Source organism: Mesorhizobium sp. M1365, assembly GCF_040317865.1.
In the GTDB taxonomy this organism is placed as follows: Bacteria; Pseudomonadota; Alphaproteobacteria; order Rhizobiales; family Rhizobiaceae; genus Mesorhizobium.
In genome coordinates this window covers 22,519-44,630 of the sequence record NZ_JAMYLG010000028.1, presented here as the reverse complement: position 1 = coordinate 44,630, position 22,112 = coordinate 22,519, and the positions used below count along the sequence as shown (strand labels likewise).

General features: G+C 62.6%; 23 protein-coding genes. 8 read left to right on the top strand and 15 right to left on the bottom strand.

Features of this window, described 5'->3' with window-relative positions:
• Genes cimA through cysS form a run of 6 tightly spaced genes read right to left on the bottom strand, consistent with a single transcriptional unit; the run spans position 1 to position 5,396 of the window.
• On the bottom strand, positions 1–1,623 hold the full coding sequence (gene cimA, locus NKH04_RS23940) for a citramalate synthase (RefSeq protein ID WP_352471068.1): 1,623 nt from the start codon (positions 1,621–1,623) through the stop codon (positions 1–3).
• Positions 1,620–2,576 carry a prolyl aminopeptidase gene (gene pip / locus NKH04_RS23935; protein WP_353045062.1) on the bottom strand — a complete coding sequence of 319 codons (957 nt, stop codon included), beginning with the start codon at positions 2,574–2,576 and terminating at the stop codon, positions 1,620–1,622. Before pip ends, cimA begins: the two co-directional genes overlap by 4 nt.
• A complete protein-coding gene (locus tag NKH04_RS23930) occupies positions 2,573–3,049 on the bottom strand; it encodes a GFA family protein (protein WP_352448982.1) in 477 nt (158 codons plus the stop codon). Before NKH04_RS23930 ends, pip begins: the two co-directional genes overlap by 4 nt.
• Positions 3,046–3,537, bottom strand: a complete 492-nt coding sequence (locus tag NKH04_RS23925) for a GFA family protein (RefSeq protein WP_352471066.1) — start codon at positions 3,535–3,537, stop codon at positions 3,046–3,048. Before NKH04_RS23925 ends, NKH04_RS23930 begins: the two co-directional genes overlap by 4 nt.
• Before the next feature lie 6 nt (positions 3,538–3,543).
• Positions 3,544–3,930 carry a VOC family protein gene (locus NKH04_RS23920; RefSeq protein ID WP_352471065.1) on the bottom strand — a complete coding sequence of 129 codons (387 nt, stop codon included), beginning with the start codon at positions 3,928–3,930 and terminating at the stop codon, positions 3,544–3,546.
• Positions 3,927–5,396 carry a cysteine--tRNA ligase gene (gene cysS, locus NKH04_RS23915; RefSeq protein WP_352471064.1) on the bottom strand — a complete coding sequence of 490 codons (1,470 nt, stop codon included), beginning with the start codon at positions 5,394–5,396 and terminating at the stop codon, positions 3,927–3,929. Before cysS ends, NKH04_RS23920 begins: the two co-directional genes overlap by 4 nt.
• Before the next feature lie 412 nt (positions 5,397–5,808).
• Between cysS and NKH04_RS23910 the strand changes: the two genes are divergently transcribed.
• The gene (locus NKH04_RS23910; RefSeq protein ID WP_023677745.1) at positions 5,809–5,958 is read left to right on the top strand and encodes a hypothetical protein; all 150 of its coding nucleotides are present in this window, start codon (positions 5,809–5,811) and stop codon (positions 5,956–5,958) included.
• Between the two features lie 56 nt (positions 5,959–6,014).
• Here the strand turns inward: NKH04_RS23910 and NKH04_RS23905 are convergent, their stop codons facing one another.
• Positions 6,015–6,776, bottom strand: coding sequence for an SOS response-associated peptidase (locus tag NKH04_RS23905; RefSeq protein ID WP_352871497.1), 762 nt, complete (start codon positions 6,774–6,776; stop codon positions 6,015–6,017).
• Between the two features lie 123 nt (positions 6,777–6,899).
• On the opposite strand from NKH04_RS23905, the gene NKH04_RS23900 reads away from it, so the two are divergent.
• The 4 genes from NKH04_RS23900 to NKH04_RS23885 all read left to right on the top strand — a co-directional run bounded on the left by NKH04_RS23900 (position 6,900) and on the right by NKH04_RS23885 (position 9,264).
• On the top strand, positions 6,900–7,325 hold the full coding sequence (locus NKH04_RS23900; RefSeq protein ID WP_352871499.1) for an NUDIX hydrolase: 426 nt from the start codon (positions 6,900–6,902) through the stop codon (positions 7,323–7,325).
• Between the two features lie 48 nt (positions 7,326–7,373).
• Positions 7,374–7,751, top strand: coding sequence for a TIGR02301 family protein (locus tag NKH04_RS23895; RefSeq protein WP_023677748.1), 378 nt, complete (start codon positions 7,374–7,376; stop codon positions 7,749–7,751).
• 371 nt (positions 7,752–8,122) lie between these two features.
• The gene (locus NKH04_RS23890) at positions 8,123–8,380 is read left to right on the top strand and encodes a hypothetical protein (protein ID WP_023677749.1); all 258 of its coding nucleotides are present in this window, start codon (positions 8,123–8,125) and stop codon (positions 8,378–8,380) included.
• An 80-nt stretch (positions 8,381–8,460) separates the two neighbouring features.
• Positions 8,461–9,264, top strand: a complete 804-nt coding sequence (locus NKH04_RS23885; protein WP_353045061.1) for a hypothetical protein — start codon at positions 8,461–8,463, stop codon at positions 9,262–9,264.
• Here the strand turns inward: NKH04_RS23885 and NKH04_RS23880 are convergent.
• Positions 9,261–10,592: a dihydroorotase gene (locus NKH04_RS23880; protein WP_352540781.1), complete on the bottom strand. Its 1,332-nt coding sequence runs from the start codon at positions 10,590–10,592 to the stop codon at positions 9,261–9,263. The genes NKH04_RS23885 and NKH04_RS23880 overlap by 4 nt on opposite strands.
• Positions 10,593–10,675: 83 nt before the next feature.
• On the opposite strand from NKH04_RS23880, the gene ygfZ reads away from it, so the two are divergent.
• The 3 genes from ygfZ (at position 10,676) to NKH04_RS23865 (ending at position 14,371) form a co-directional block, all read left to right on the top strand.
• A complete protein-coding gene (ygfZ, locus tag NKH04_RS23875) occupies positions 10,676–11,536 on the top strand; it encodes a CAF17-like 4Fe-4S cluster assembly/insertion protein YgfZ (protein WP_352871502.1) in 861 nt (286 codons plus the stop codon).
• Positions 11,536–12,168, top strand: coding sequence for a YfbR-like 5'-deoxynucleotidase (locus NKH04_RS23870; RefSeq protein ID WP_023719870.1), 633 nt, complete (start codon positions 11,536–11,538; stop codon positions 12,166–12,168). Before ygfZ ends, NKH04_RS23870 begins: the two co-directional genes overlap by 1 nt.
• A 64-nt stretch (positions 12,169–12,232) precedes the next feature.
• Entirely contained in the window at positions 12,233–14,371 is a 2,139-nt protein-coding gene (locus NKH04_RS23865; RefSeq protein WP_352871505.1) for a putative bifunctional diguanylate cyclase/phosphodiesterase, read from the top strand.
• 118 nt (positions 14,372–14,489) lie between these two features.
• Here NKH04_RS23865 and NKH04_RS23860 read toward each other — a convergent pair whose 3' ends face one another.
• The 7 genes from NKH04_RS23860 to NKH04_RS23830 all read right to left on the bottom strand — a co-directional run bounded on the left by NKH04_RS23860 (position 14,490) and on the right by NKH04_RS23830 (position 22,102).
• Complete coding sequence (locus NKH04_RS23860; RefSeq protein ID WP_352684554.1) at positions 14,490–14,762, bottom strand: DUF3303 domain-containing protein; 273 nt, start codon at positions 14,760–14,762, stop codon at positions 14,490–14,492.
• A gap of 22 nt (positions 14,763–14,784) precedes the next feature.
• Complete coding sequence (locus NKH04_RS23855) at positions 14,785–16,248, bottom strand: RimK family ATP-grasp domain-containing protein (protein ID WP_352471056.1); 1,464 nt, start codon at positions 16,246–16,248, stop codon at positions 14,785–14,787.
• A complete protein-coding gene (locus NKH04_RS23850) occupies positions 16,245–17,351 on the bottom strand; it encodes a peptidase C39 family protein (RefSeq protein WP_353045060.1) in 1,107 nt (368 codons plus the stop codon). The genes NKH04_RS23855 and NKH04_RS23850 overlap by 4 nt, the downstream gene beginning before the upstream one ends.
• 209 nt (positions 17,352–17,560) lie before the next feature.
• Complete coding sequence (locus tag NKH04_RS23845) at positions 17,561–18,352, bottom strand: anti-sigma factor family protein (RefSeq protein ID WP_352471054.1); 792 nt, start codon at positions 18,350–18,352, stop codon at positions 17,561–17,563.
• Entirely contained in the window at positions 18,349–18,867 is a 519-nt protein-coding gene (locus tag NKH04_RS23840) for a sigma-70 family RNA polymerase sigma factor (protein ID WP_023719875.1), read from the bottom strand. The genes NKH04_RS23845 and NKH04_RS23840 overlap by 4 nt, the downstream gene beginning before the upstream one ends.
• Before the next feature lie 163 nt (positions 18,868–19,030).
• Entirely contained in the window at positions 19,031–19,363 is a 333-nt protein-coding gene (locus NKH04_RS23835; protein WP_051406156.1) for a DUF6572 domain-containing protein, read from the bottom strand.
• A 36-nt stretch (positions 19,364–19,399) separates the two neighbouring features.
• Positions 19,400–22,102 (bottom strand): DUF2339 domain-containing protein, encoded by a 2,703-nt coding sequence (locus tag NKH04_RS23830; RefSeq protein WP_353045059.1) that lies wholly within the window; start codon positions 22,100–22,102, stop codon positions 19,400–19,402.
• Positions 22,103–22,112: the final 10 nt, after the last annotated feature.

Below are 22,112 nucleotides of genomic sequence, written 5' to 3'. Positions count from 1 at the left end.
TTACTCCGCCGCCGCCAAGCCCGCCATGTCGCGGTTCTTCATCAGCTTATAGACGATCGAATCCATCAGCGCCTGGAAGGAAGCATCGATGATGTTTTCGGAGACGCCGACCGTCCACCAGCGCGCACCGGTGCCGTCATGCGATTCAATCAGCACGCGGGTGATCGCCTCGGTGCCGCCGTTGAGGATACGCACCTTGAAGTCGGCCAGTTCGAGATCGGCGATCTCGCTCTGGAATTTGCCGAGATCCTTGCGCAGCGCAATGTCGAGCGCGTTGACCGGGCCGTGGCCTTCGGCCACCGACATCTTCTCCTCGCCCTCCACCAGCACTTTCACGATCGCCTCCGAGACCGTCTTCAGCTGGCCGTTGGCGTCGAACCGGCGCTCGACCATGCAGCGGAAAGAAGTGACGCGGAAGAATTCCGGCAGGCCGTGCAGCATCTTGCGCGCCAAAAGCTCAAAGCTGGCGTCGGCACCTTCGTAGGCATAGCCCTCGGCCTCGCGCTCCTTGACCACGGCGATCAGCGCGTCGAGGCGATGGTCGTCCCGGGGCATGTCGATGCCACGCCGTTTCAGCTCAGCCAGGAAATTGGCCTTGCCGCCCTGGTCCGAAACCATGACGCGGCGGCGGTTGCCGACGGTCTCTGGCGGCACATGCTCGTAGGTCGCCGGCTCCTTTGCCAGCGCCGAGGCATGGATGCCGGCCTTGGTAGCAAAAGCGGAGGCGCCGACATAGGGCGCCTGCGCTTCGGGCGCACGGTTCAGCAACTCGTCGAAGGCGCGGGACAGGCGCGATATACCGGTCAACGCCTCTGCCGAAATGCCTGTAGCAAAGCGGCCCGAAAAGGCCGGCTTTAACGCCAATGTCGGCACGATCGAGATCAGGTTGGCGTTGCCGCAGCGCTCGCCGATGCCATTCAGCGTGCCCTGGATCTGGCGGACGCCGGCATCCACGGCGGCAAGCGAATTCGCCACCGCCTGGCCGGTGTCATCATGGGCGTGGATGCCGAGATGGTCGCCCGGTATGCCAGCGGCGATCACCTTTTCGACGATGGCGCGCACCTCGGAGGGCTGCGTGCCGCCATTGGTGTCGCACAGCACCACCCAGCGCGCGCCGGCATCGTAGGCCGTCCTGGCGCAGGCCAGCGCATAATCGGGGTTGGCCTTGAAGCCGTCGAAGAAATGCTCGCAGTCGACCATCGCCTCCTTGCCAGCAGTGAGCGCCGCCTCGACCGAGGCCTTGATCGCCTCGAGGTTCTCCTCATTGGTGCAGCCGAGCGCGACGCGGACATGGTAGTCCCAACTCTTGGCGACGAAGCAGATGGCGTCCGACTTCGACTGGACCAGCGCGGCAAGCCCAGGATCGTTCGAGATCGACACTCCTGCCCGTTTGGTCATGCCAAAGGCAACGAACTTGGCATCGGCCGTGCGACGCTCGGCAAAGAAGGCGGTGTCGGTTGGATTGGCGCCGGGGTAGCCACCCTCGACGTAGTCGATGCCGAACTCGTCGAGCAGCTTGGCGATGGCGATCTTGTCCTCGACGGAGAAGTCGATACCCGGCGTCTGCTGACCATCGCGCAGCGTGGTGTCGAACAGATAAAGGCGCTCGCGAGCCATGGTCATTTCCCGGCAAACATGTCCGTTGCGCGGATCAGCCTGTCGAGGATACCCGGCTCCGAATAAGCGTGGCCGGCGCCTTCGATCAGATGGAAATCCGCTTTCGGCCACGCCTTGTGCAGCGCCCAGGCGTAGCGCGCCGGGCACGGCATGTCGTAGCGGCCGTGAACGATGGTACCCGGGATATCCTTAAGCTTCCATGCATCGCGCAGCAGCTGTCCCTCTTCCAGCCAGCCGGCATGGACGAAATAGTGGTTCTCGATGCGGGCGAAAGCCAGGGCATAATCATCCTGGCCGAAGGGACCGCTGGTTTCCGGTTCCGGCAGCAGCGTGATCGTCTCGCCCTCCCACAGGCTCCAGGCGCGGGCTGCCTCGACCTGCGCCACAGGATCGCTGCCGACCAGCCGTTTGCGGTAGGCGGCCATCATGTCGCCGCGCTCGGCCTCCGGGATCGGCGCCAGAAACCGCTCCCACTTGTCGGGGAACATCTCCGACACGCCGAACTGGTAGTACCATTCGAGTTCGGCGCGGGTCAGCGTGTAGATGCCGCGCACGACCAGTTCGCTGACCCGCTCGGAGTGGGTCTCGGCATAGGCCAGCGCCAGCGTCGAACCCCACGAACCGCCGAACACCAGCCATTTGTCGAAGCCGCACATTTTTCGCAGGCGCTCGATGTCGGCGACCAGGTGCCAGGTGGTGTTGGCTTCAAGCGAGGCATTAGGCGTCGATTTTCCGCAGCCGCGCTGGTCGAACAGGATGACATCGTACAGCTTCGGATCGAACAGCCGCCGGTGCTTTGGCGAAATGGTGCCGCCCGGCCCGCCATGCAGGAAGACAGCCGGCTTGGCCCCTCTGGTGCCGGAGCGCTCCCAATAGACCTGATGGCCATCGCCAACGTCGAGCATGCCGGACTCGAAAGCCTCGATCTCGGGATAGAGGGTACGGAATTCGCTGCTCATAATTTCAGGCCCTGCTGCGGCCAGTTGGCCGTCTCGTGATCGGGATGCTGGAAGGAGATGATGGATTCCTGTCGCGCGTAGAAATCCGGGTCGTCATGGATCGGCGCGTCGAAGATCGTCTCGACCCAAGGCAGCCTGGCGGCGTAGTTAACCTGGATCTGCGGCGCCAGATCGGAACGGTCGTCGAACGCGCCGATAGCGATCTCCAGCGCGCCGGGCTGGCGGTAGGTCAGCGGTGTGCCGCAGCGGGCGCAGAAGCCGCGATCGATGTTGACCGACGACTGAAAGTAACTCGGCTCCTCGCGCACCCATTCGACGCCGTCGCTCGGCACTGTCACCAGCGCGCCGAAAAACGACCCGAACTGTTTCTGGCACATGCGGCAATGACAAATGGACGGGCGGCCGAGCGCCCCGTGGATGCGGAAGCGCACGGCGCCGCACTGGCAGCCGCCGGTACGAACGGTTTCGGTCATGATTTTTCCTCCGGCGGCCATTGTTCGGTGTCGTGGTCGGGATGTTGGTAGGAGACGAGATCGGCGAGATAGGAGGCCGGCGAGACGTCGGCCATCGTTTCCTCACCTGGCAATTCGTGGACGTGATCCACGTACGGGAGCTTGGCTTCGACACCCCATTGGATGGTCGGCGCAATCTCCTCGGGGTGGTCGAATGTGGCGATGGCGAGGGCCACCCCGTCGGGCGCTTCGAAGGTCAGCGGCGTGCCGCATTCGGCACAGAAACCGCGCAAAGCCGCGTTGGACGAGCGGAAGCGTTTGGGCTCACCGCGCGTCCAGTCCAGCCTTGCGCCGCGCACCGAGACCAGCGGCAGGTAGAAATTGCCGCTCGCCTTCTGGCACATACGGCAATGGCATACGGAAGCATCGCCAAGAGCTCCTTCGACGCGGAAGCGCACCGCGCCGCACTGGCAGCCGCCTGTATAGACCGGTCTGTTGTCGAGGCTCATCGCGCACTACTCCGGGGCATGGCAAACCGCCTCGACATTGTTGCCGTCGGGATCGAAAACAAAAGCGCCATAATAGTTCGGATGGTAGTGCGGGCGCAGGCCCGGCCGGCCATTGTCCTTGCCGCCGGCGGCAATCGCCGCGGCGTGAAAGGCATCGACCTCGGCGCGGCTGCGAGCCGTGAACGCGACATGCTGATGATCCTTCGGCTTGTCCTTGCCGGCATGCAGCCAAAACACCGGCCGGTCGCGGCCGTAGCCGCCGACCTTGGCGCCGCCGGTATATTCCTGCGGCACCATGTAGAGCAGCGCGGCGCCGAGCGGCGCCATCGCCTTGTCGTAAAAAGCCTTCGACGCGTCGAAATCCGAAACGGTGATGCCGAGATGATCGATCATCTTTTTACCTCCCAGGTGGTGATGCGTTCGCCGGTGACGGGGTCCTTGCCGTCCTTCAACTGGATGCCTTGCGTCAGCAACTCGTCGCGGATGCGGTCGGCCTCGGCCCAGTTCTTTGCGGCGATCAGCGCGAGGCGTTTGGCGATCGCCTTGGCAATGGCGTCTTCATCCACCTTGGCTGTTGCGATGTCGAAGCCGAGGAACAGAAGCGATGCCTTCAGTGAAGCGGCAGCATCGTTGTCTTCGGCGGCTGCGTTGCCGCTACCTGCGTTGAAATCAACAGCATCACCAGCCAACTGCGTCAGCAACTGGAATGCGGCGTAGGTGGCAAGGTCATCCGACAGCGCTTCGATCACATCCGCCGGCACCGGCTTTGCCGTCGGCGGCGCCAGATCGGCCGCCCGCTTCCATTTGCGCAGCGTATTCTCCGCCTCTTCCAGCTTGCGCACGGAAAAGTCGATCGGCTCGCGATAGTGCGTCATCAGCATCGCCAGCCTGAGCACCTCGCCCGGCCATTTGCGGCCGCCAAAGGTATCCGTCTCCAGCAATTCGGTGATCGAATAGAAATTGCCCAGGCTCTTGGACATCTTCTGGCCCTCGACCTGCAGGAATCCGTTGTGCATCCAAACCTTGGCCATCGTTTCGGTGCCGTGGGCGCAACGCGATTGCGCGATCTCGTTCTCGTGGTGCGGAAAGATCAGGTCGAGACCACCGCCATGGATATCGAACACCTCGCCGAGATAGGCGGCCGACATCGCCGAGCACTCGATGTGCCAGCCCGGCCGACCCCTGCCCCACGGGCTGTCCCAGCCCGGCTCCTCGGGCGAAGACAATTTCCACAGCACGAAATCCTGCGGGTTCTTCTTGTGCTCATCGACGGCGACGCGGGCGCCGGCCTGCTGCTCATCGAGATTGCGCTTCGACAACTGCCCATAATCCGGCATGGAAGCGGTGTCGAACAAGACTTCTCCAGCCGCGACATAGGCATGGCCGCGTTCGATCAAGCGTTGAATCAAGAAGATCATGTCGACCTTGCCGTCGGGCCTGGGCTCGACGAACTCGGTGGCGCGCGGCTCGACCGTCGGTTCCAGGCAACCGAGCGCCGCAACGTCCTTGTGGAACTGACCGGCGGTCTTTTCGGTGACCCGCCTGATCGCTTCGTTCAGCGACAGCTTGCCCGATGCAATTTCGCCGCCGAAATCGCGCAGCGCGCGAGCGTTGATCTTGTCGTCGACGTCCGTAATGTTGCGGACGTAAGTGACGTGCGCTTGCCCGTAGAGATGGCGCAGCAAGCGGAACAGCACGTCGAAGACGATCACCGGCCGCGCATTGCCGATATGGGCGAAGTCATAGACCGTCGGGCCGCAGACATACATGCGCACGTTGCGCGGATCGATCGGGAAGAAATCCTCCTTGCTCCGCGTTAGCGTGTTGTAGAGGCGCAGGCTCTTCGATGCGTCAGACATACGTGCGTTCCCGGTGTGTTACTTTGGCATGACCTTTTGGGATCGTGCCTGGATGGAGTCGGTTACGCCGAGGCGCGAATCGGCTCCAGCCTGCTGGCCGGGGCGTTTGTCCAATCTGGGAGGAGATGAGGCGAAAACGTCCAGGACCAGCGCGAGGCTAGCCAATAATGCAAATGCCACAAATGGCGAAAGACGTTCTCATGGCCGGCTTTATCGCCTTGCCCGGTGTTGCCGTCAAGTCGCTACCTTCGCCAAAAATATCGTTGGCTCACAGGAATTGAGCCACTGAAACATTTTATTAAACAGGTCGGCACTGTGATGAAACATTCGCCGGCTAGATCAGCAAGCGTCACGATTTGGTCGGATTCGGCCAGCAAACGCAGACACGAAGACGTTACCAGGGAAGAGAACAATGCCTAAGCAAGAATCCAACCGCGCCAAGCAACCGGCGCTCGCCAGCCATTACCGGGCGATCGGCCCGGCAGCAATCGTCGCAGCTCTTCTGCACACCGCGAAGAAGAAGAAGCCGGCGCAAAAAATCGTTTCGCCGCGCGCTGCCTGAGAATGCCGTCGGGAAAGATTGAGGCGCTCACGGCGAACCAGTAATAGTAGCTTTTGCTAAAATAAACTCATCTGACTGTCGTTCGCGCCGGACTTCCGGCGCTTGACCTTGTCGGGCTCAAGCTCGACGACGCCCTTCTCCTGAATCTCCGGCCCGGTATTGGCGACCTTGTTGACGAGGTCGGAAATCGGGATCGCTTCGAAGAAATCGAGCTGGGCGGGTCTCAGCAGATCGGCCACGTCGCGCGGCTCGAGCGTGCGGCAATCCAGCCAGCGCGCGAAATCTTCGGGATGGATCACCACCGGCATGCGGTCGTGGATATGGGCAGTGTCGGCATTGGCGTGGGCGGTCAGAATGGCGCCGGTGTCCATTTCCGAGCCGCCCGGCTCGGCATAGGTCTCAATCAGCCCGGCGAAGGCGACAAGCCCGCCACCCCTTGGCCGCACCCAATAGGGCTGCCCTCTTCTGCCACCGGTTTGGTGCCATTCGTAGTATCCCGAAGCCGGTACCAGGGCGCGCCGATGGCGCATGGCAGCGCGAAACGACGCCTTTTCCGAAGCCCCCTCAGAACGCGCGTTGAACAGCAGCGGGAAGTTACGCGTATCCTTGACCCAGGCCGGGATCAGGCCCCAGCGCACCAGCATCGAGCGGCGGTCGGGCAGGTTCGAGCCCGGCGCCTGTGGCAATCCGGCGAACGCCATCAGCACCGGCTGCGTCGGCGCGATGTTGTAGCGGGCCGGAAACTCCTCAAGTTCCGCTAGGCTGAGAAAGGCGGCGGTCTGGTCCGGAGTGGCCGTCAAAGCAAAGCGTCCGCACATGAATTCAGCTCTCGAATTGATGGCATGTGAAAGTGGCCATGGAATCCGCCTTTCGCAACCGCTAAAGCTGTTCGCCGGCGGCCGGTCCACAACGGGCTATGCCAATCGAGCGATCCGAAGCCCATGGAAGCACGCAAGATCATTCCGGCAGTCTCGGTCTGCGTCGTGCGCGAGAACACGGTGCTGCTGGTCAAGCGGGCCAGGCCGCCCTCGCAAGGTCTCCATGCCTTTCCCGGCGGCAAGGTCGAAGCCGGCGAGACGCTGGAACAGGCAGCACGGCGCGAATTGCTGGAAGAGACCGGATTGCAGGCGCGCAGCTACCGGCCGCTGCGGGAAATCCACATCGACGGCAGCGGCGACGGGCATCCTGTCGACTACTGGCTGACGGTGTTTGGGGCCGAGTATGCTGGCGGCGAGGCGGTGGCCAGCGACGATGCCGAGACCGCGGGTTTCTATACGCTGGCCGAAATGACAGCGATGCCGCTCGCCGATGCAGTGTTTGAAATTGCCGACGATCTACTCGGTCCCGACAAAGACGGCGAGATCTGAGCCAGAGAACCGCCTTGCAGGCGACAAATTGTTTCAGCACAAGGACCCATGAGCCGCACGTCTTCGTTTCTCGCCGCATGCCTCGCCGTCAGTGTGGTTGTCGGTGCGCGCCCGGCGATTGCCGCCGAAGCACCGTTCGAGCCCGGGCTGATGCGGCTGGCGGAAGTGCTCGGCTCGCTGCATTTCCTGCGTAATCTGTGTGGCGAGAAGGGCGATCGGTGGCGAGCCGAGATGGAAAAACTGATCGCATCGGAAAATCCGAACCCGGAGCGGCGCGCCCGCTTCATCGCCAGCTTCAACCGCGGCTACCGGTCGTTCGGCGGTACTTATACGCAATGCACGGCCTCGGCGACGGAAGCCATCAGCCGCTACATGAAGGAAGGCGAGACGCTGTCTCGCGACATCGCCTCGCGCTACGGAAACTGACGGCGGCAGCCGCTTTGCGGAAAAGCCGCATCAAGGGTCGGCGCCGTTGCGGCGGACGCGTTCGACGCTTCTCCGCTTGCCTCGAGTGAGGTCTTGGTGCAAACCTGATGTTGCACTTTTGCAACTATGTTAACGAAACGTTAGCGCGCAGATGTGAAATTAACTCAAACTGAAGGTTTCCGTCCCCTTGGCCTGCCTAATCGGCTAAGTTTGAAACGGATCGGACGCAGGTTTGCTGGACGCGACGGAATTTGTAGACGACGACCAAAAAAATGTCGCATTTACAAATACTTACTGCGCCTGCGTGTAAAAGGACAACTCAAGCTTGATCCCTGTCCAACGGATCACCGCTTGAAAGGGTGGACATCGCAATGGAACATGGCGTCAACGACATCGACGCGCTGGTCAGGGAAGAAAAGCGCCTGACCGCCGTGGAAAGCCACAGCGAAGCCTGGGCAGAAGGATTGTCGGCCGGGATCGAGCCGGAAATCATCGCCGAGGCGGCCCTCGAAACGGCATTCGGCGAAATGCTGCGCACCAATGGCGAGACCTCGGCGCTTGCCCTGCTCGATCGCATGCGTGAAAAGGTGATTGCCGGGGCCTTCGAGCCCGAAAGACTGCGTCACTGACCCCCGTTCTTTGACGACGGCGCGCCGCCGGACATCGTGTCCGGGCACATGGATGGGCTGGAACCAGGGAGTAGCAGGCGGTGAATTTTTCGATATCAGGCAAGCCGCGCGGCCTGGTCCTCAGCATTTGGTTCACCGCTTCCTGCGCCATGATTCCTTCTGCACTGTTTCTTGCGAGCAGTCCCTCTCAAGCCCTCAGCGAGATCAAGCGCGAAGACCTTCCCTCACCGGTCACGCCGCCGCCCGACGCTGACATGTCGCCGCCCGGAAGTACCGTGCCGATGCCCGGCCCGCTCGGCACGACGCCACCACCGGCCAGCCAGCCGACGCCATCCGACGAGCCGGAACAAACCGAACCGAAAGGGCCGGCCAACGATGGCGGCATGGCCAATCCGCATGTCGATCCGGACGCGCCCGTGCCCGAAGTCGTCTACGACCTGGCCAAGTTGCCGGAACCGGTCAGGCGCATGCACGATCTGATAGTCGAGGCCTGCAAAAGCGGCGACATCGAAAAACTTCGACCGCTGATCGGCAAGGGCGACATGATGACCCAGTTGTCGCTGGGTGACATCGAGGGCGACCCGATCGCCTTCCTGAAGGGCCTTTCGGGCGATACGGAAGGCCAGGAGATTCTCGCCATCCTGGAAGAAGTGCTCAGTGGCGGTTTTGTCCATGTCGATGCCGGCACGCCGCAGGATCTCTATGTCTGGCCCTATTTCTTCGCCCTGCCGCTGGACAAGCTCGATGCCAGGCAGCGGGTCGAGCTGTTCAAGATCGTCACCGCCAGCGACTATGACGACATGAAGCAGTTTGGTGCCTACATTTTCTACCGCGTCGGCATCACGCCGACCGGACAATGGACGTTCTTCGTCGCCGGCGACTAGCGCGCCAGCGCCTCGGAAAATTCCACCGCCCTGCCCTGGCTTGGCGTGACGATCTCGCCTTCCCACATCACGCGCCGGCCGCGCACGATGGTGCCGACGGGCCAGCCGGTCACCTGCCTGCCGTCATAAGGCGTCCAGCCGGCCTTGGAGCCTTGCTGGGCGTTGGCGATGGTGTCGCGGCGCTTCAGATCGACGATGGTCAGATCGGCATCGTAGCCGGCGGCAATACGGCCTTTCCTGGCGATGCCGAAAATACGCTGCGGGCCGTGGCTGGTCAGGTCGACAAAGCGCTGCAATGTCAGCCGGCCGGCGTTGACATGATCCAACATGATCGGCACCAACGTCTGCACCCCGGTCATGCCGGACGGCGACGCCGGATAAGGCTTTGCCTTCTCGGCCAGCGTGTGCGGCGCATGGTCGGAGCCGAGCACATCAACGATGCCTTGCGCAACGCCGTACCAGACCCCGTCGCGATGGCGCGTGGCGCGCACCGGCGGGTTCATCTGGATCAGGGTGCCCAACTGCGCATAATCGTCGGCGCTCAGCGTCAGATGATGCGGCGTCGCCTCGCAGGTCGCGACATCCTTGTGCTGCTCGAGGAAGCCTACCTCCTCGGCGGTCGAGATGTGCAGCACATGGATCCGGGCGCGGACCTGGCGCGCGATGCGCACAAGGCGCTCCGTGCAGCGCAACGCAGCGATCTCGTCGCGCCACACCGGATGTGAGGACGGATCGCCCGCGATGCGCTCGCCAAGCCGCTCGCGCAGCCGGAACTCGTCCTCGGAGTGAAAGGCGGCGCGGCGGCGTGTGTTCCTCAGGATCGAGGCAACGCCTTCGTCGTCCTCGACCAGCAGGTCGCCGGTGGACGAGCCCATGAAAACTTTTATGCCGGCCGCACCAGGCAGCCGCTCGAGATCGCCAGCGTCTTTTGCATTGTCGCGGGTCCCGCCAACCCAGAAGGCAAAGTCGCAATGCATGCGGCCGGTGGCACGCCGCACCTTGTCGGCAAGGGTTGCCTCACTGGTGGTCAGCGGATTGGTGTTCGGCATCTCGAAGACGGCGGTGACGCCGCCGAGCACCGCTGCCCGCGAGCCCGTCTCCAGATCTTCCTTGTGCTCCAGGCCCGGCTCGCGGAAATGCACCTGGCTGTCGACGACGCCCGGCAGGATGTGCAGCCCGCGGCAGTCGATCGTCTCACCGGCCGACGCCTGGCGGAGGTCGCCGATCGCAGCGATGCGCCCACCATTGATGCCGACGTCGCGAAAACCCTGGCCGTCGTGATTGACCACGGTGCCGCCTGTCAGGATGAGATCGTAGATGGGGGCCATACGGATCCGGTCTCTTGCGGGGGGAGTGCCAGCGGCTTACCTAATGGCCGATAGTTTTGCAAGATCAGGCTCGTTTTCCCACCATGCCCTTTGCCCCGCTCAGAGATCGCGCACTCGTTTCCGTGTCCGGGCCGGATGCCGAGCACTTTTTACAGAACATCCTGACCACCGACCTCGACGTGCTCGGCAGCAGCGAAGCAAAGCCCGGCGCGCTGCTAACGCCGCAAGGCAAGATCCTTTTCGACTTCCTGATCTCGCGCGCCGGCGAAAATGCTTTCCGACTTGAATGCCGTACCGAGACCGCCGATGATTTCATGCGCCGGCTGACGCTCTACAAATTGCGCGCCAAAGTCGAAATTGCCAAGCTGGATCAGCCGGTTGTGGCCGTCGCATGGGGAAGCGATTCAACCACTTCGCAATTTGAATCAGCACCGTTTGCTGATGCGCGGTTTGTCGATACTGCCGTTAAGCGCTTCTACGATGACACCGCAGATGGCGGCGACCTTGCCGCATGGCAAGCCTTTCGCATCGCCCATGGCATTGCCGAAAGCGGTGCGGACTACCAGCTCGGCGACGCTTTTCCGCATGACGTGTTGCTCGACGAGATCGGCGGTGTCGGCTTCAAGAAGGGCTGCTACGTCGGCCAGGAGGTCGTCTCGCGCATGCAGCATCGCGGCACTGCCAGGCGTCGGGTGTTGATTGTCTCGGCCGAACGCACCCTGCCCACTTCGCGCGCAGAGTTGACCGTGGAGGGGCGACCGGTCGGGCAGCTTGGCTCGACCGCGGCCAGGACAGGCCTTGCCATTGCCCGCATCGACCGGGTCAAGGCAGCGCTCGACGCCGGCCTGCCGATCCTTGCGGAGGACGTCGCCGTGTCGCTCGCTATCCCGTCCTGGGCGAAATTCAGCTTTCCGCGGGAAGCCATCGGCGCGGAGGACGCCTGATGGCTGCCGATCGCGCCGGGGCGCCGCCGCGCGCCTGGCAGCGCATGCTGTCCGGCCGACGGCTCGATCTGCTCGATCCCTCGCCGCTCGACATCGAGATCTCCGATATTGCCCATGGCCTTGCCCGCGTCGCACGCTGGAACGGCCAGACCAGAGGCGAGCACGCCTTTTCTGTCGCCCAGCATTCGCTGCTGGTCGAAACGCTTGTCGGCGAGCTGATGCCGGATGCCGACGCCGACGCGCGGTTGGCGGCGCTGCTGCACGACGCGCCGGAATATGTCATCGGCGACATGATCTCGCCGTTCAAATCCGTGATGGGCGGCAGCTACAGGGATTGCGAGATCAGGCTGCAGCGCGCCATCCATCTGCGCTTTTCACTGCCGGCCGAACTCGACGCGGGACTGCGCAAGGAGATCAAGCGAGCGGATCAGATCGCCGCTTATTTCGAAGCAACGCTGCTTGCGGGTTTTTCGACGGCAGAGGCGACGGAGTTCTTCGGCCGGCCGCGCGGCTTCAATGCCGAGCGCTTCGACGTCACGCCGCGCTCGGTGACTTGGGCGCAGAATGCCTTTCTCAAACGCTTTGCGGCGATCGAAAAGTCGCGACGCCAGACTGCCGTTCCAGCCGGCTGAAAACGGTAAATTAACCGGCAGGGACAACAGTGCCATGGTTAACCATGGTCCATAGGCTTGCCTCATGCCCGTTGCCGGTATCAAGGCTGGTTCGTCCGTCCGCCGACAGAGGGCCAAAGGCGTTGGTCAGCCGCAACCTATTGAAGACGAACTGCGCGAACAGAACGAGCGTTTTTCGGCAGCGGTCGAGAACATGTCGCATGGCCTGTGCATGTTCGATGCCGATGAACGGATGATCATCTGCAACGGGAACTACATCAGTATCTTTCGCCTCGACGCCGAAGTGGTGCGGCCCGGCATCCGGTTTTTCGACATCCTCCAGCACAGCGTGGATATCGGCATCGCCTCGCAAAGCGCTGAGCAACTCTATGCTATCCGCAAGCCCTATATCGACCAGGCAAAACCTTCCACCTATGAGGAAACGCTTGCAGACGGGCGTATCGTCAACATTTCGCACCGGCCGCTGGCGTCAGGCGGTTGGGTATCGATCTACGAGGACATCACCGAGCAACGGCGCGCCGAGCAGGAGTTGAAGGAGCAGCACCGCCGTTTCGACGCGGCACTTGCCAACATGTCGCAAGGCCTTTTGATGTACGATGCGGATGGCAAGCTGATCGTGCGCAACGAACGTTTCCTGGAACTTTATCATGTCAGGCCGGCCGACTTCCCGCTTGGTATGAGCCACCGTGATGCGTTCAAGCGGCTGCTGGAACTGGGCATTTATACAAAGCTCGACCCCGACAGCGAAATCTCGCAAATCGAAGCCTGCCTGCGGGCGGGGAAAACACACGTAACGCATCGCCATCTCGCTGACGGCAGGACGCTGCTGGTTGCGCGCCGGCCGATGAGCGGCGGCGGCTGGGTCGCGACGTTCGACGACGTCACCGAGCGCAGGCGCGTGGAAGAGCGCATGACCCATCTTGCGCACCACGACACACTGACCAACCTGCCCAATCGCTCGATGCTTCGCGAACGGCTCGACCAAGCCCTGAGTGAGACGAGAGACGGATCGCTGGCGATATTCTCGCTCGACCTCGATCACTTCAAGGCGGTCAACGATAGCTGGGGCCACCCCGCCGGCGACTGGCTGCTGAAATGCGTGGCCGAACGGCTGCAACGGTGCCTGCGCAATGAAACGGACGTTGTCGCCCGCTTCGGCGGCGACGAATTCGTCATCATCCAGTTCAATCTCAAAAGCCCGGGCGACGCGGAAAAGCTGGCCAAACGCATCGTCGAGATCATCGGAAAGCCGTTTCGCGACAAAAGACACGACATGCGTGTCGGCATCAGTCTCGGCATTGCGCTGTTTCCGAATGACGGCAAGGACGCCGACACTTTGCTGAAAAATGCCGATATGGCGCTCTATCGGGCAAAGAGCGAAGGGCGCAACCTGTACCGCTTCTTCGAACCAGCCATGGACGCGATGGTGCGGGCACGCCGGGCGCTCGAAATCGATCTCAGGGCAGCGCTGTCGCGCCGGGAATTCGAGCTGGATTTCCAGCCGATCATGAACATCGCCTCCGGCGAAATCGTCGGTGCCGAAGCCTTGATGCGCTGGCGTTCGCCGGTGCGCGGCCTGGTACGGCCGGACGACTTCATTCCGGCCGCCGAGGAGACCGGGCTGATCGTGCCGCTTGGAGAATGGGCGCTGCGAAAAGCCTGCACGACCGCGGCAGGCTGGGCGGCTTGGCGCATCGCCGTCAATGTCTCCGCCGTACAGATCAAAAGCGGTACCTTTGCCCGCAGCGTTATCTCGGCCCTGGCGTTCTCGGGCGTGCCGGCCAACCGGCTTGAACTGGAAATCACCGAAACGGTGCTGATGGACGAGAGCGATCTGGTGCTCAAGACACTCAGGCAGCTACGCGATCTGGGCGTCCGCATCGCGCTGGATGATTTCGGCACCGGCTATTCGTCGCTGGGCTACCTCAGGCGCTTTCCCGTCGACAAGATCAAGATCGATCGCTCTTTCACCCGTGACATCGACAGTCGCGATACCGCGGCGATCGTGCGCACCATCATCGGGCTTGGCGCACAGCTGGGCATCACCGTCACCGCCGAAGGTGTCGAGACCGAAGCGCAGCTTGAATTCCTGCAAAAGGAGGGTTGTGTTGAGGCCCAAGGCTATTTGATCGGGGTGCCGTCAAAGGCGTCGGACATTAATCGGCTGCTGAAGTCGAGCGCGACGATCCGGCAGTCCGGCTAAGTGCGACAGTCTCGCGGAAGCGCGGGCAACCGGCTCCTTGAGATGACGCTCGATCCGCGAATTCCTTGATAGGAGAAGGCGGCATTCAGGTGTGGCGAACCAGGAGGTTCCCAACGGGTCAGAGATGTCCGCTCAATGCCTCCACCATATCCTTGTTCGTCGCCACGGGAACGATCTCGAATTCGACCAGATCCGCCCATTCGATGACCCACCGCTGCAGGAGCGTGACGTCATCGGCCTCCACCAGCAGGAAGCAGCGGCTCATATCCGCTGCGATCCAGCTGTGGTGCACGAGAAGCCCGTCCGGCTTCAGGCGGCCCTGGTCGCGGAAACGGCGGTAGATCTCCTTGCGGTCGCAGCCACGAAAATCCTCGGTTACGAAGAACAGCATCTTTTTCCCCTCAGTTCGGATATTATCGCCCCGGCCGGTCCAGCCGCTCCAGGAACCACTGCGTCAGCCGCACCCAGACCTCGTCTTTTTCGCCGGAGTCTTCCCAGCCGTGGTCGAGGTTGGGGTTGTCGTTGACCTCGATGACGAAGACGCCGTCCCTGGTTTCCTTGAGGTCGACGCCGTAGAGGCCGTCGCCAATGCAGCGCGCCGCGCTCACCGCCGTCTCGACGACATGGGCCGGTGCTTCCTTCAGGGTGAACGTCTTGATGCCGCCCTGGTCGGGCTTGCCGTTGGCCTTATGATTGACGATCTGCCAATGTTTCTTGGCCATCAGATAATGGACGGCGAACAAGGGCTGGCCGCCGAGGACACCGACGCGCCAGTCATATTCCGTCGGAATGAATTTTTGCGCGATCAGGAGGTCGGAATCCTCCAGCCATTCGGTTGCGAGCGTCTTCAACTCTTCAAAGGTGCCGCATTTCTTGACGCCGCGCGAAAACGAGGAGTCCGGGATCTTCAGCACCAGCGGGAAGCCCAGCGTCTGTGCCGCAACTTCCAGGTCCGAAGTGCCAGCAATCATCACCGTCGGCGGCACCGGTACCTTGTTGTAGGTCATCAGCTCGTTGAGATAGACCTTGTTGGTGCAGCGGATCATCGACAGCGGATCGTCGATGACCGGCATACCTTCCTGCTGGGCGCGGCGGGCAAAGCGGTAGGTATGATTGGAGATCGAGGTGGTCTCGCGGATGAACAGCGCGTCGTAGTTGGCGAGCTTGGCCAGATCCCGCTTGGTGATCGGCTCGATTTCGACGCCCATCTTTTCAGCGATCTTGGCCCAGTGGCGCAGCGACGAAATCTCCGACGGCGGCAGTTCCTCATGCGGATCGACCAGCGTGGCGAAAGTGTAGCGCGCCGGCGTGCGGCCCTTGGTGTCGCGCCACTCGCGGTTGGTGTAGGTCTCCAGGCACTGGAGAAAGTGCGTTTCCTCGTCCTCGGTCATCCTGGCCAGGGGATGGAACCCGATCTTGCGGATCGAGGCCCATTCGGCGCTGTCCCTGATGTGAACCTCGAGCGCCGGGGCACGGAACCAGTCGAACAGAAGTTTTGCGAAGCGGTCCCAGATCCTGGATGGTCCGATGCCGAAGAAGATGCAGACCTTCTGCGGAAAAGCGCCGCCCAGGTCCTTGCGGCACTTGTTGAGTGCGAGTTCGAGTTCCGGCAACGCGTGCTCATAGAGCTTGCGTTCTGACAGGTCGATCATCGTTTCGACCGTCGGGATGACCTTATGGCCGCGCGAACCGGCAAGCAGCGACGCGTAATAGCCGCGGCTCTGGTAGCCGTAATTGTTCGACAGGTTGATTACCTTCGGCCGCTGACCGCGAAACAGTGCCGGATGGGCAAGGTAGTCGCGATTGGTGATGATCTTGTGCGGCGTCGCCACTTGGTCGAGATCGTTCTGCCGGCCGGTAAGGATGACCCAGGTCATTGGCTGTCGCGCTTTCCGAGAGTGATGGCGGCGCGCAATCCGTCGCGGCCGAATTGCGCCATGTTCATGAAGATGCCGTAAGGCACGGGAATGTTGGCAGCATCGAGGATCGTCTCCTGCCGCTCGTCCTCGACCCAGGGGTCGTGGATCAGGATATGATCGCCGTCGTCACCGATGGCCAATACCCAGTGCGGAACCTTCTTGCCGAACATCAGGAAGCCGCTGATCAGGACCAGTACCAGTTTTCCCTCTGCGATCGCGGTGCGAATGTCGTCAAGCCCGAATGAACGGTAATTCACCGGGATGCCGTAAAGTTCCGCGCGGCGGCGAAAGTCGACCTGCGCCAGCTCCATCACCCGGCGCTTGTCCTCGCTGCGCACCGACTGCAGGAACAGCGCGCCGTAGAAGGAGACATAGATCTCAGCAGCAAGCCCGCTCTCATAGCCGGCGACGGCCAGCCCGAACGGTTCGCAGCCGCCCGGCCCCGACATCATGAAAACGGTCGTCGCCTCACGCCACAGCCTGATTTCCATAACCGGATCCGGCACGAATCCGGGGTCGAAGTTAGCCATCGCCATCATCAGGCAGCATGGTCCGCAGGTGAATTCGCAAGTCTGCTGATAAAACGGCACTTCGGTGGCGACCGGAATGTCGCCGCGCAAGGTCTTTTCATAGCGCAGCGCAGTGGCGCCATCCTCATAGTAGTCCAGTTCACGACCGATCTTGCGGTAGCCGCTCTGCTCGTAGATCTGGATGGCGCGCGGGTTGTCCTCGCGGACTTCCAAACGAAGCATCATGCGGCCATGCTCGAAAGCGGCGGCTTCAGCCTGTTCCAGCAGCAGGCGGCCAACGCCGCGGCCGCCGAAAAATGGACCGACGGCGATCGAATAAAGCCGCGCGACGCCGCTGCCCTTGCGAAACAGCACGACCGCATAGCCGGCGACGTGGCCATCGTTCTCGCCAACCAGCAGTTCGGCGGTGTCGCGTTCGATCAGTTGGCGAAAAGAGCGACGAGAAATGCGGTCGCTCGAGAAAACAGCTTTTTCGATGGCGGCGAGGTCATCGACGTCGGACGCGCGGGCCTTGCGAATCTCGGCAGGCATGCGGGCTCAGAAAACCTCGATTGGGTTGTGGAAACTGCCCTAGTCTAAACATCGGTCACACCAGCCGAAGTGCCAGCATTCAGCAAGCGCTATCGCACCTCGATTAGGGCCGAATTGTGACAGTTTTCAAGGCAGGCAGGTCGCGCAAAGGCTTTGAAACGACCTTCGTGTTTCGGCATCGGCGCGGCTCCGGAAAAACGAGATCCTGCTCAGCTTTTCAAGCCCGCCAGAAGCTGGCCATAGGCGCTCTTGGCCACTGCGGCCAGCTGCTCGCGCGGCAGCGATCCGACGACGGCGCAGCCATAACCCTTGTCCAGCCAGTAGACGGCCTCAGGACCATCTTCTTCCCCATAAGTGCCCTTGGCCTTGGCTGCCGATTCGGCGATGACGAAGAGCGAAATGCGCTCGCCCTTGTCGTCCTCGTAAAGCAGCATCGCGGCCTTGCCCTGGCCGGCAGGCAGCAGCCGGCCACCGACCAGTTGGAAACCTTGCGCCGCCAGATCCGGTGCGACGAGCTTCAAACCCACCTGGTTCGACAACCAGCTCTGCAAATGATCCTTATCGCTTGCCGGCACTTCCACCGCATGCCGCTTTTCGGCGGCATAGATGACATGGGCGGCGATCGCCTCTTCGGCAAGCTGGTCTTCGGCCGTGTTTTCCAGGCCGAGGCGGCCGATGCCGGCAAGGTAGCCGCCAGCGCCGCCAATCACCAGGATGGCGGCAGCGGCGGCCGCAAGCCACCAACGCGAGCGCGACGGCGACACTCTGACCACCGGCGCCTCGCCAAGCACCACCTTGGTCAGCCGCACCGGGACGGGCTCGTCCAGCACGCCGTTAAAGGCTGCGCGCAACGCTGCCCGGTCGGCGGCGTAGCGTGCGCTCCTGGCCTTCATCTCGGCATTGGCCTCGAGCCATGCCTCATAGGCCGTCCGCTCGTCGCCCGGCAACTCGCCATCGAGAGCCATGTGGATGTCGCGTTCGGAGAAATCGCGTCGGCTCATTTCTCGACGATCCTTATCGATCGACGGCGCGCGGTATCATCAAGCAGCGCGCGCAGTTCCTCGCGCCCGCGCGCGATGCGCGACATCAAGGTGCCGGCGGGAACCCCAAGGATGTTGGCGGCTTCGGCGTAGGAAAACCCTTCGATGGCGACCATCACAAGTGCCGCGCGCCGGTCAGGGCTGATCGCCTGCAGCGCGTCGACGATCTCGCGCGAGGCGATGCTCTCGACCTGCTCGGCGGGTGCTGCCTGCGCCTCGCTCGCCTCGAGCGGCAGCATCGCTGCCTCGCCGCGCCGGTTCACCTTGCGCATCTGGTCGATGAACAAATGATGCATGATCGTAAACAGCCACCTCCTGGGGCTTTCTCCTGTCTGCCAATTGTCGAGCCGCACAAGTGCCCGCTCGAGACAATCCTGGACGAGATCGTCAGCGGAATCGCGGTCGCGCAACAGCGAGCGTGCATAGCGGCGCAGACGCGGTATTTCACCAAGGATTGCTGCCTTCTTTTCGTCCATGACCGCTGGTTCTGGGGGGCCCTGTCCGTGATGATTGAACGCGCCTTTGCAGCGCGGCGCAAGCGGCCAGCGCGAAGCGGTCCGCCGCCCCGGTCACCCAAGCAACTGAATAACGCTGCCAGTGGCAGGTTTATTCCCGGCCGATCCCCACCTGAAGACCCCTCTACAAATTCCCCTTCGAGAGGTGCTGAACTTCAAATTGCAATCCGGCCTTTTCGACTGATACCGCAGCTGCGGTAAAGAACCATTGTACCTCGGCTGGCATAATAGACAACAATGCCACCGAAATCATAACGGGTCGCCCCACAGCATCCGGATGTTCTTTGTAGAATTGCCCTTCTAAAACGAAAACACAATATAGATTCAGTTTATTCTCTAGAAGCTCAAGATGATTTTCTACATCATCCCAATCGAGATCATCTACAATGCTGAGCAAATATTCACCATTTTTGCCTTTTGCGACAATATCGACGACGTCCGTATGCTGAACAGCCATCTGTCAATAGCCTTTTCCCGTGATCATAGACTCACACTAATTTACCTCTCTCGCCGCCCTTGTCAGCAGCCGCTGATAGAACAGGCCGATGCCGATGAGCACCGCGCCGAGGCCGATGAAGGACAGCGCCCGCAACACGCCTTCCAGTTCCGACATGTCGAAGATGAAGACTTTGAGCACGGCGATCGAGATCAGCGCCGCCGACGCTATGCGCAGCACCTGCGACTTCAGCCATACACCTGCGGTGAGCAGCACCACGCCGATGACCAGCCACAGTGCCGAATAAGTATAGGTCTCGAGCTGGCCGAGACCGCTCCACAGCCCGATGAACTCGCCCTTGAACAGGCGCCTGACCGACAGCGTGGCATAGGCGAAGCCGAGCACCGCCGCCACCATCGCCAGCATCTGCGCATACCATTTCGGTCGTTTGTCGCGGGCATAGAGCGCCAGTGCGCCTGCCGCAACCGCCGGCAAGAGGTAGGCGAGGAACAGAAGGTTGAACACCGGAATGCTGCCGGTCGATTCATCCGTCAGCAGCGGGTTCAGCGCCAGAAAATGCTGGAGGACGATGAACGCGACCGAGACCACGCCCGCTGCAATCGAGCCGTAGCGCAGCACCGAACTTGGCGAGCGCATGTCGATGGCGACCAGGATGGCGCCGGCACCGATGGCGATCAGCGTGTAGATCGCCTGTTCGGCAAGCGTCGCAGCAGCCGTATCGATGACGCCGCCATGCATGGCATGGCGCACCAGCATGGCGACGGTGAGCAGGGCAAACAGCGCGGCGCCGGCCTCCATTGCGAGGCGCGGTCGGCCGTTGATGGTTCGGGCAAGCTGCCAGGCGGCAAAACCGAAAGCGAGCGCCGGCACGCCATATCCAAGCAGCAGCCAGTTGAACACCGGCGTCTTCGACAGGAACTCGGCACCGACGATGGTCGGGTCGAAGGCAGCGCGACCAAGCACTGCAATCACCGCGCCAACGGAAATCCAGCCAAGCACCGGATAGCTGCGCCAGCGCGTCGCCAGCGCCGGCACGACGGCGGCTGCTCCGAGCAGGATGGTTGTCCAGCCGGAACCAAAGGCCATGTGCAGCATCAACAGGCCGGCGATTGCCGCGCCGCCGAGCGCGAAGGAGACGGCAGCGCCGCCGGTCAGCGGCGGCGCCTCGCCGCGCGCTATCCATTCGCCGCCGGCGACGAAGACTCCGACCAAAACGGCTGCGACCGCCGCATAAGCAAGGTCTCGGTCGAGATTGCCGAAGGTAGACCAGAGCGCCAGCAGGATGACCAGTGGCGCGACAACGCTCCACGCCGCCCATGCGGCGGCGCGCAGCCAGCCAGAGGCCGCAAAACAGCGCGCCGCCCAAAAGCCGGCGCCGATGAAGACCAGGCCGAGCGCGATGCCGACCCTGAGCATCAATGCATCGGACGCCACGACCGGCATGCCGTCGACGCCGAGAGCGCCACCCGAAAAATCGGAAGCGATCGTGGTCGGCGGAATGATGCCGAGATAGACCAGTACCGTCGCCAGCCCGGCGGCGTGCAGCAGTGCAAGCGCCTGCGGCCGGTAGAGCGCCACCGCCACCAGGGCTGCGACAAGGGCGGCCCCCGGCAATGCACCGCGGATGGCGGCGAAGGCCGGATCGACAAACAGGGCCAGCGCCGAAAGGCCGACGAAGAAGCCCGGCGCGATCGACGGCCAGTCGAAGCCGCTGCCGGCGACCGCTTCGTCGCGGCGGCCAAGCCAGACGAAGGCGAGCACGGCCAGTGTCACCCCGTCGATAAAGAGGATGACGGCAAGGTTCGCCCCCGGCGCATCGGTCATGTAGAAGATGGTCCAGATCCCCGTAGCGACGAAGGCTGCGGCCATCAAAAGCCTCCAGTCGCGGATGCGGGCAATGACGCAGGTGGCGGCGAGCACGATCGCCAGATAGCCGAACAGCGCCCACGGATTGGGCGCCTGCGAGGCGACCAGCAGCGGCGTCACCATGGCACCGAGCAGGCCGACGCCGGCCAGCGCCTGACCGTGGACCAGGCTTGCCGCGATCGTCGCCACCCCGATGGCGCCGAGCAGCGTGAAAGCGAGCGTCGGGCCGATGAAGCCGTAAATGCTGTACGCGGCGTAGACGGTACCGAACAGGATGAAAGCGCCGGCCGCCGTCAGGATCGCCGGGATATAGGCACCGGCGGCACCTTGCACCGGCACCCTGAAGCCGGTGCGCCGGATGAACTCGCCGCCGGCGACCAGCACCAGCCCGAGTGCCGCCGCCATGACAAGCCGCACGCGTGGCCCGAAAATGCCGGCCTCGATGGTGTAGCGGATCAGAAACAAGCCACCCAGCGCCAGCGCGATGCCGCCGACCCAGACCGCCCAGCGGGTACCGAGCGCCGTTTCGACGTCGGACTGGCGAGCTGCCTTCGCCGCTGTCGCCTGTTGCGCCGACTCCGGCGCGGACGGCGCCGTTGAATCGGCATCGGCCTCTGTAGCTGACACGACCGCTGCGGTCCGTGGCGATACGGCCATGTCGCCTGCTGCCGCAAGCGGGATTGCGGCATCCGCCGGTTTGCTGTCGTTTGCAGCCGGTTCCTTGGCTTGCGGCGGCAGCGCAGGCGTGCCCGAAAGCACAAGGCTGCGCAAGGCGCCAAGCTCGCGCTCGATCAGGCCGATGCGGCTCTGCTGGCGTGAAATGATGACGAACAGCACGATGATGGCGACGAGGCCAATCAGGCCTTCAAACATGGCGGTTCCC

Excerpts from the sequence above, each read along its gene's own strand:
- cysS (WP_352471064.1), bottom strand. The coding sequence starts at position 5,396 with ATGTCTGACGCATCGAAGAGCCTGCGCCTCTACAACACGCTAACGCGG.
- NKH04_RS23895 (WP_023677748.1), top strand. The coding sequence starts at position 7,374 with ATGAGCCGCACGTCTTCGTTTCTCGCCGCATGCCTCGCCGTCAGTGTG.
- NKH04_RS23930 (WP_352448982.1), bottom strand. The coding sequence starts at position 3,049 with ATGACCGAAACCGTTCGTACCGGCGGCTGCCAGTGCGGCGCCGTGCGC.
- NKH04_RS23890 (WP_023677749.1), top strand. The coding sequence starts at position 8,123 with ATGGAACATGGCGTCAACGACATCGACGCGCTGGTCAGGGAAGAAAAG.
- NKH04_RS23905 (WP_352871497.1), bottom strand. The coding sequence starts at position 6,776 with ATGTGCGGACGCTTTGCTTTGACGGCCACTCCGGACCAGACCGCCGCC.
- ygfZ (WP_352871502.1), top strand. The coding sequence starts at position 10,676 with ATGCCCTTTGCCCCGCTCAGAGATCGCGCACTCGTTTCCGTGTCCGGG.
- NKH04_RS23910 (WP_023677745.1), top strand. The coding sequence starts at position 5,809 with ATGCCTAAGCAAGAATCCAACCGCGCCAAGCAACCGGCGCTCGCCAGC.
- NKH04_RS23860 (WP_352684554.1), bottom strand. The coding sequence starts at position 14,762 with ATGCTGTTCTTCGTAACCGAGGATTTTCGTGGCTGCGACCGCAAGGAG.
- NKH04_RS23920 (WP_352471065.1), bottom strand. The coding sequence starts at position 3,930 with ATGATCGATCATCTCGGCATCACCGTTTCGGATTTCGACGCGTCGAAG.
- NKH04_RS23870 (WP_023719870.1), top strand. The coding sequence starts at position 11,536 with ATGGCTGCCGATCGCGCCGGGGCGCCGCCGCGCGCCTGGCAGCGCATG.
- NKH04_RS23850 (WP_353045060.1), bottom strand. The coding sequence starts at position 17,351 with ATGCCTGCCGAGATTCGCAAGGCCCGCGCGTCCGACGTCGATGACCTC.
- NKH04_RS23830 (WP_353045059.1), bottom strand. The coding sequence starts at position 22,102 with ATGTTTGAAGGCCTGATTGGCCTCGTCGCCATCATCGTGCTGTTCGTC.
- NKH04_RS23925 (WP_352471066.1), bottom strand. The coding sequence starts at position 3,537 with ATGAGCCTCGACAACAGACCGGTCTATACAGGCGGCTGCCAGTGCGGC.
- NKH04_RS23855 (WP_352471056.1), bottom strand. The coding sequence starts at position 16,248 with ATGACCTGGGTCATCCTTACCGGCCGGCAGAACGATCTCGACCAAGTG.
- NKH04_RS23880 (WP_352540781.1), bottom strand. The coding sequence starts at position 10,592 with ATGGCCCCCATCTACGATCTCATCCTGACAGGCGGCACCGTGGTCAAT.
- cimA (WP_352471068.1), bottom strand. The coding sequence starts at position 1,623 with ATGACCATGGCTCGCGAGCGCCTTTATCTGTTCGACACCACGCTGCGC.
- NKH04_RS23835 (WP_051406156.1), bottom strand. The coding sequence starts at position 19,363 with ATGGCTGTTCAGCATACGGACGTCGTCGATATTGTCGCAAAAGGCAAA.
- NKH04_RS23845 (WP_352471054.1), bottom strand. The coding sequence starts at position 18,352 with ATGAGCCGACGCGATTTCTCCGAACGCGACATCCACATGGCTCTCGAT.
- pip (WP_353045062.1), bottom strand. The coding sequence starts at position 2,576 with ATGAGCAGCGAATTCCGTACCCTCTATCCCGAGATCGAGGCTTTCGAG.
- NKH04_RS23840 (WP_023719875.1), bottom strand. The coding sequence starts at position 18,867 with ATGGACGAAAAGAAGGCAGCAATCCTTGGTGAAATACCGCGTCTGCGC.
- NKH04_RS23865 (WP_352871505.1), top strand. The coding sequence starts at position 12,233 with ATGCCCGTTGCCGGTATCAAGGCTGGTTCGTCCGTCCGCCGACAGAGG.
- NKH04_RS23900 (WP_352871499.1), top strand. The coding sequence starts at position 6,900 with ATGGAAGCACGCAAGATCATTCCGGCAGTCTCGGTCTGCGTCGTGCGC.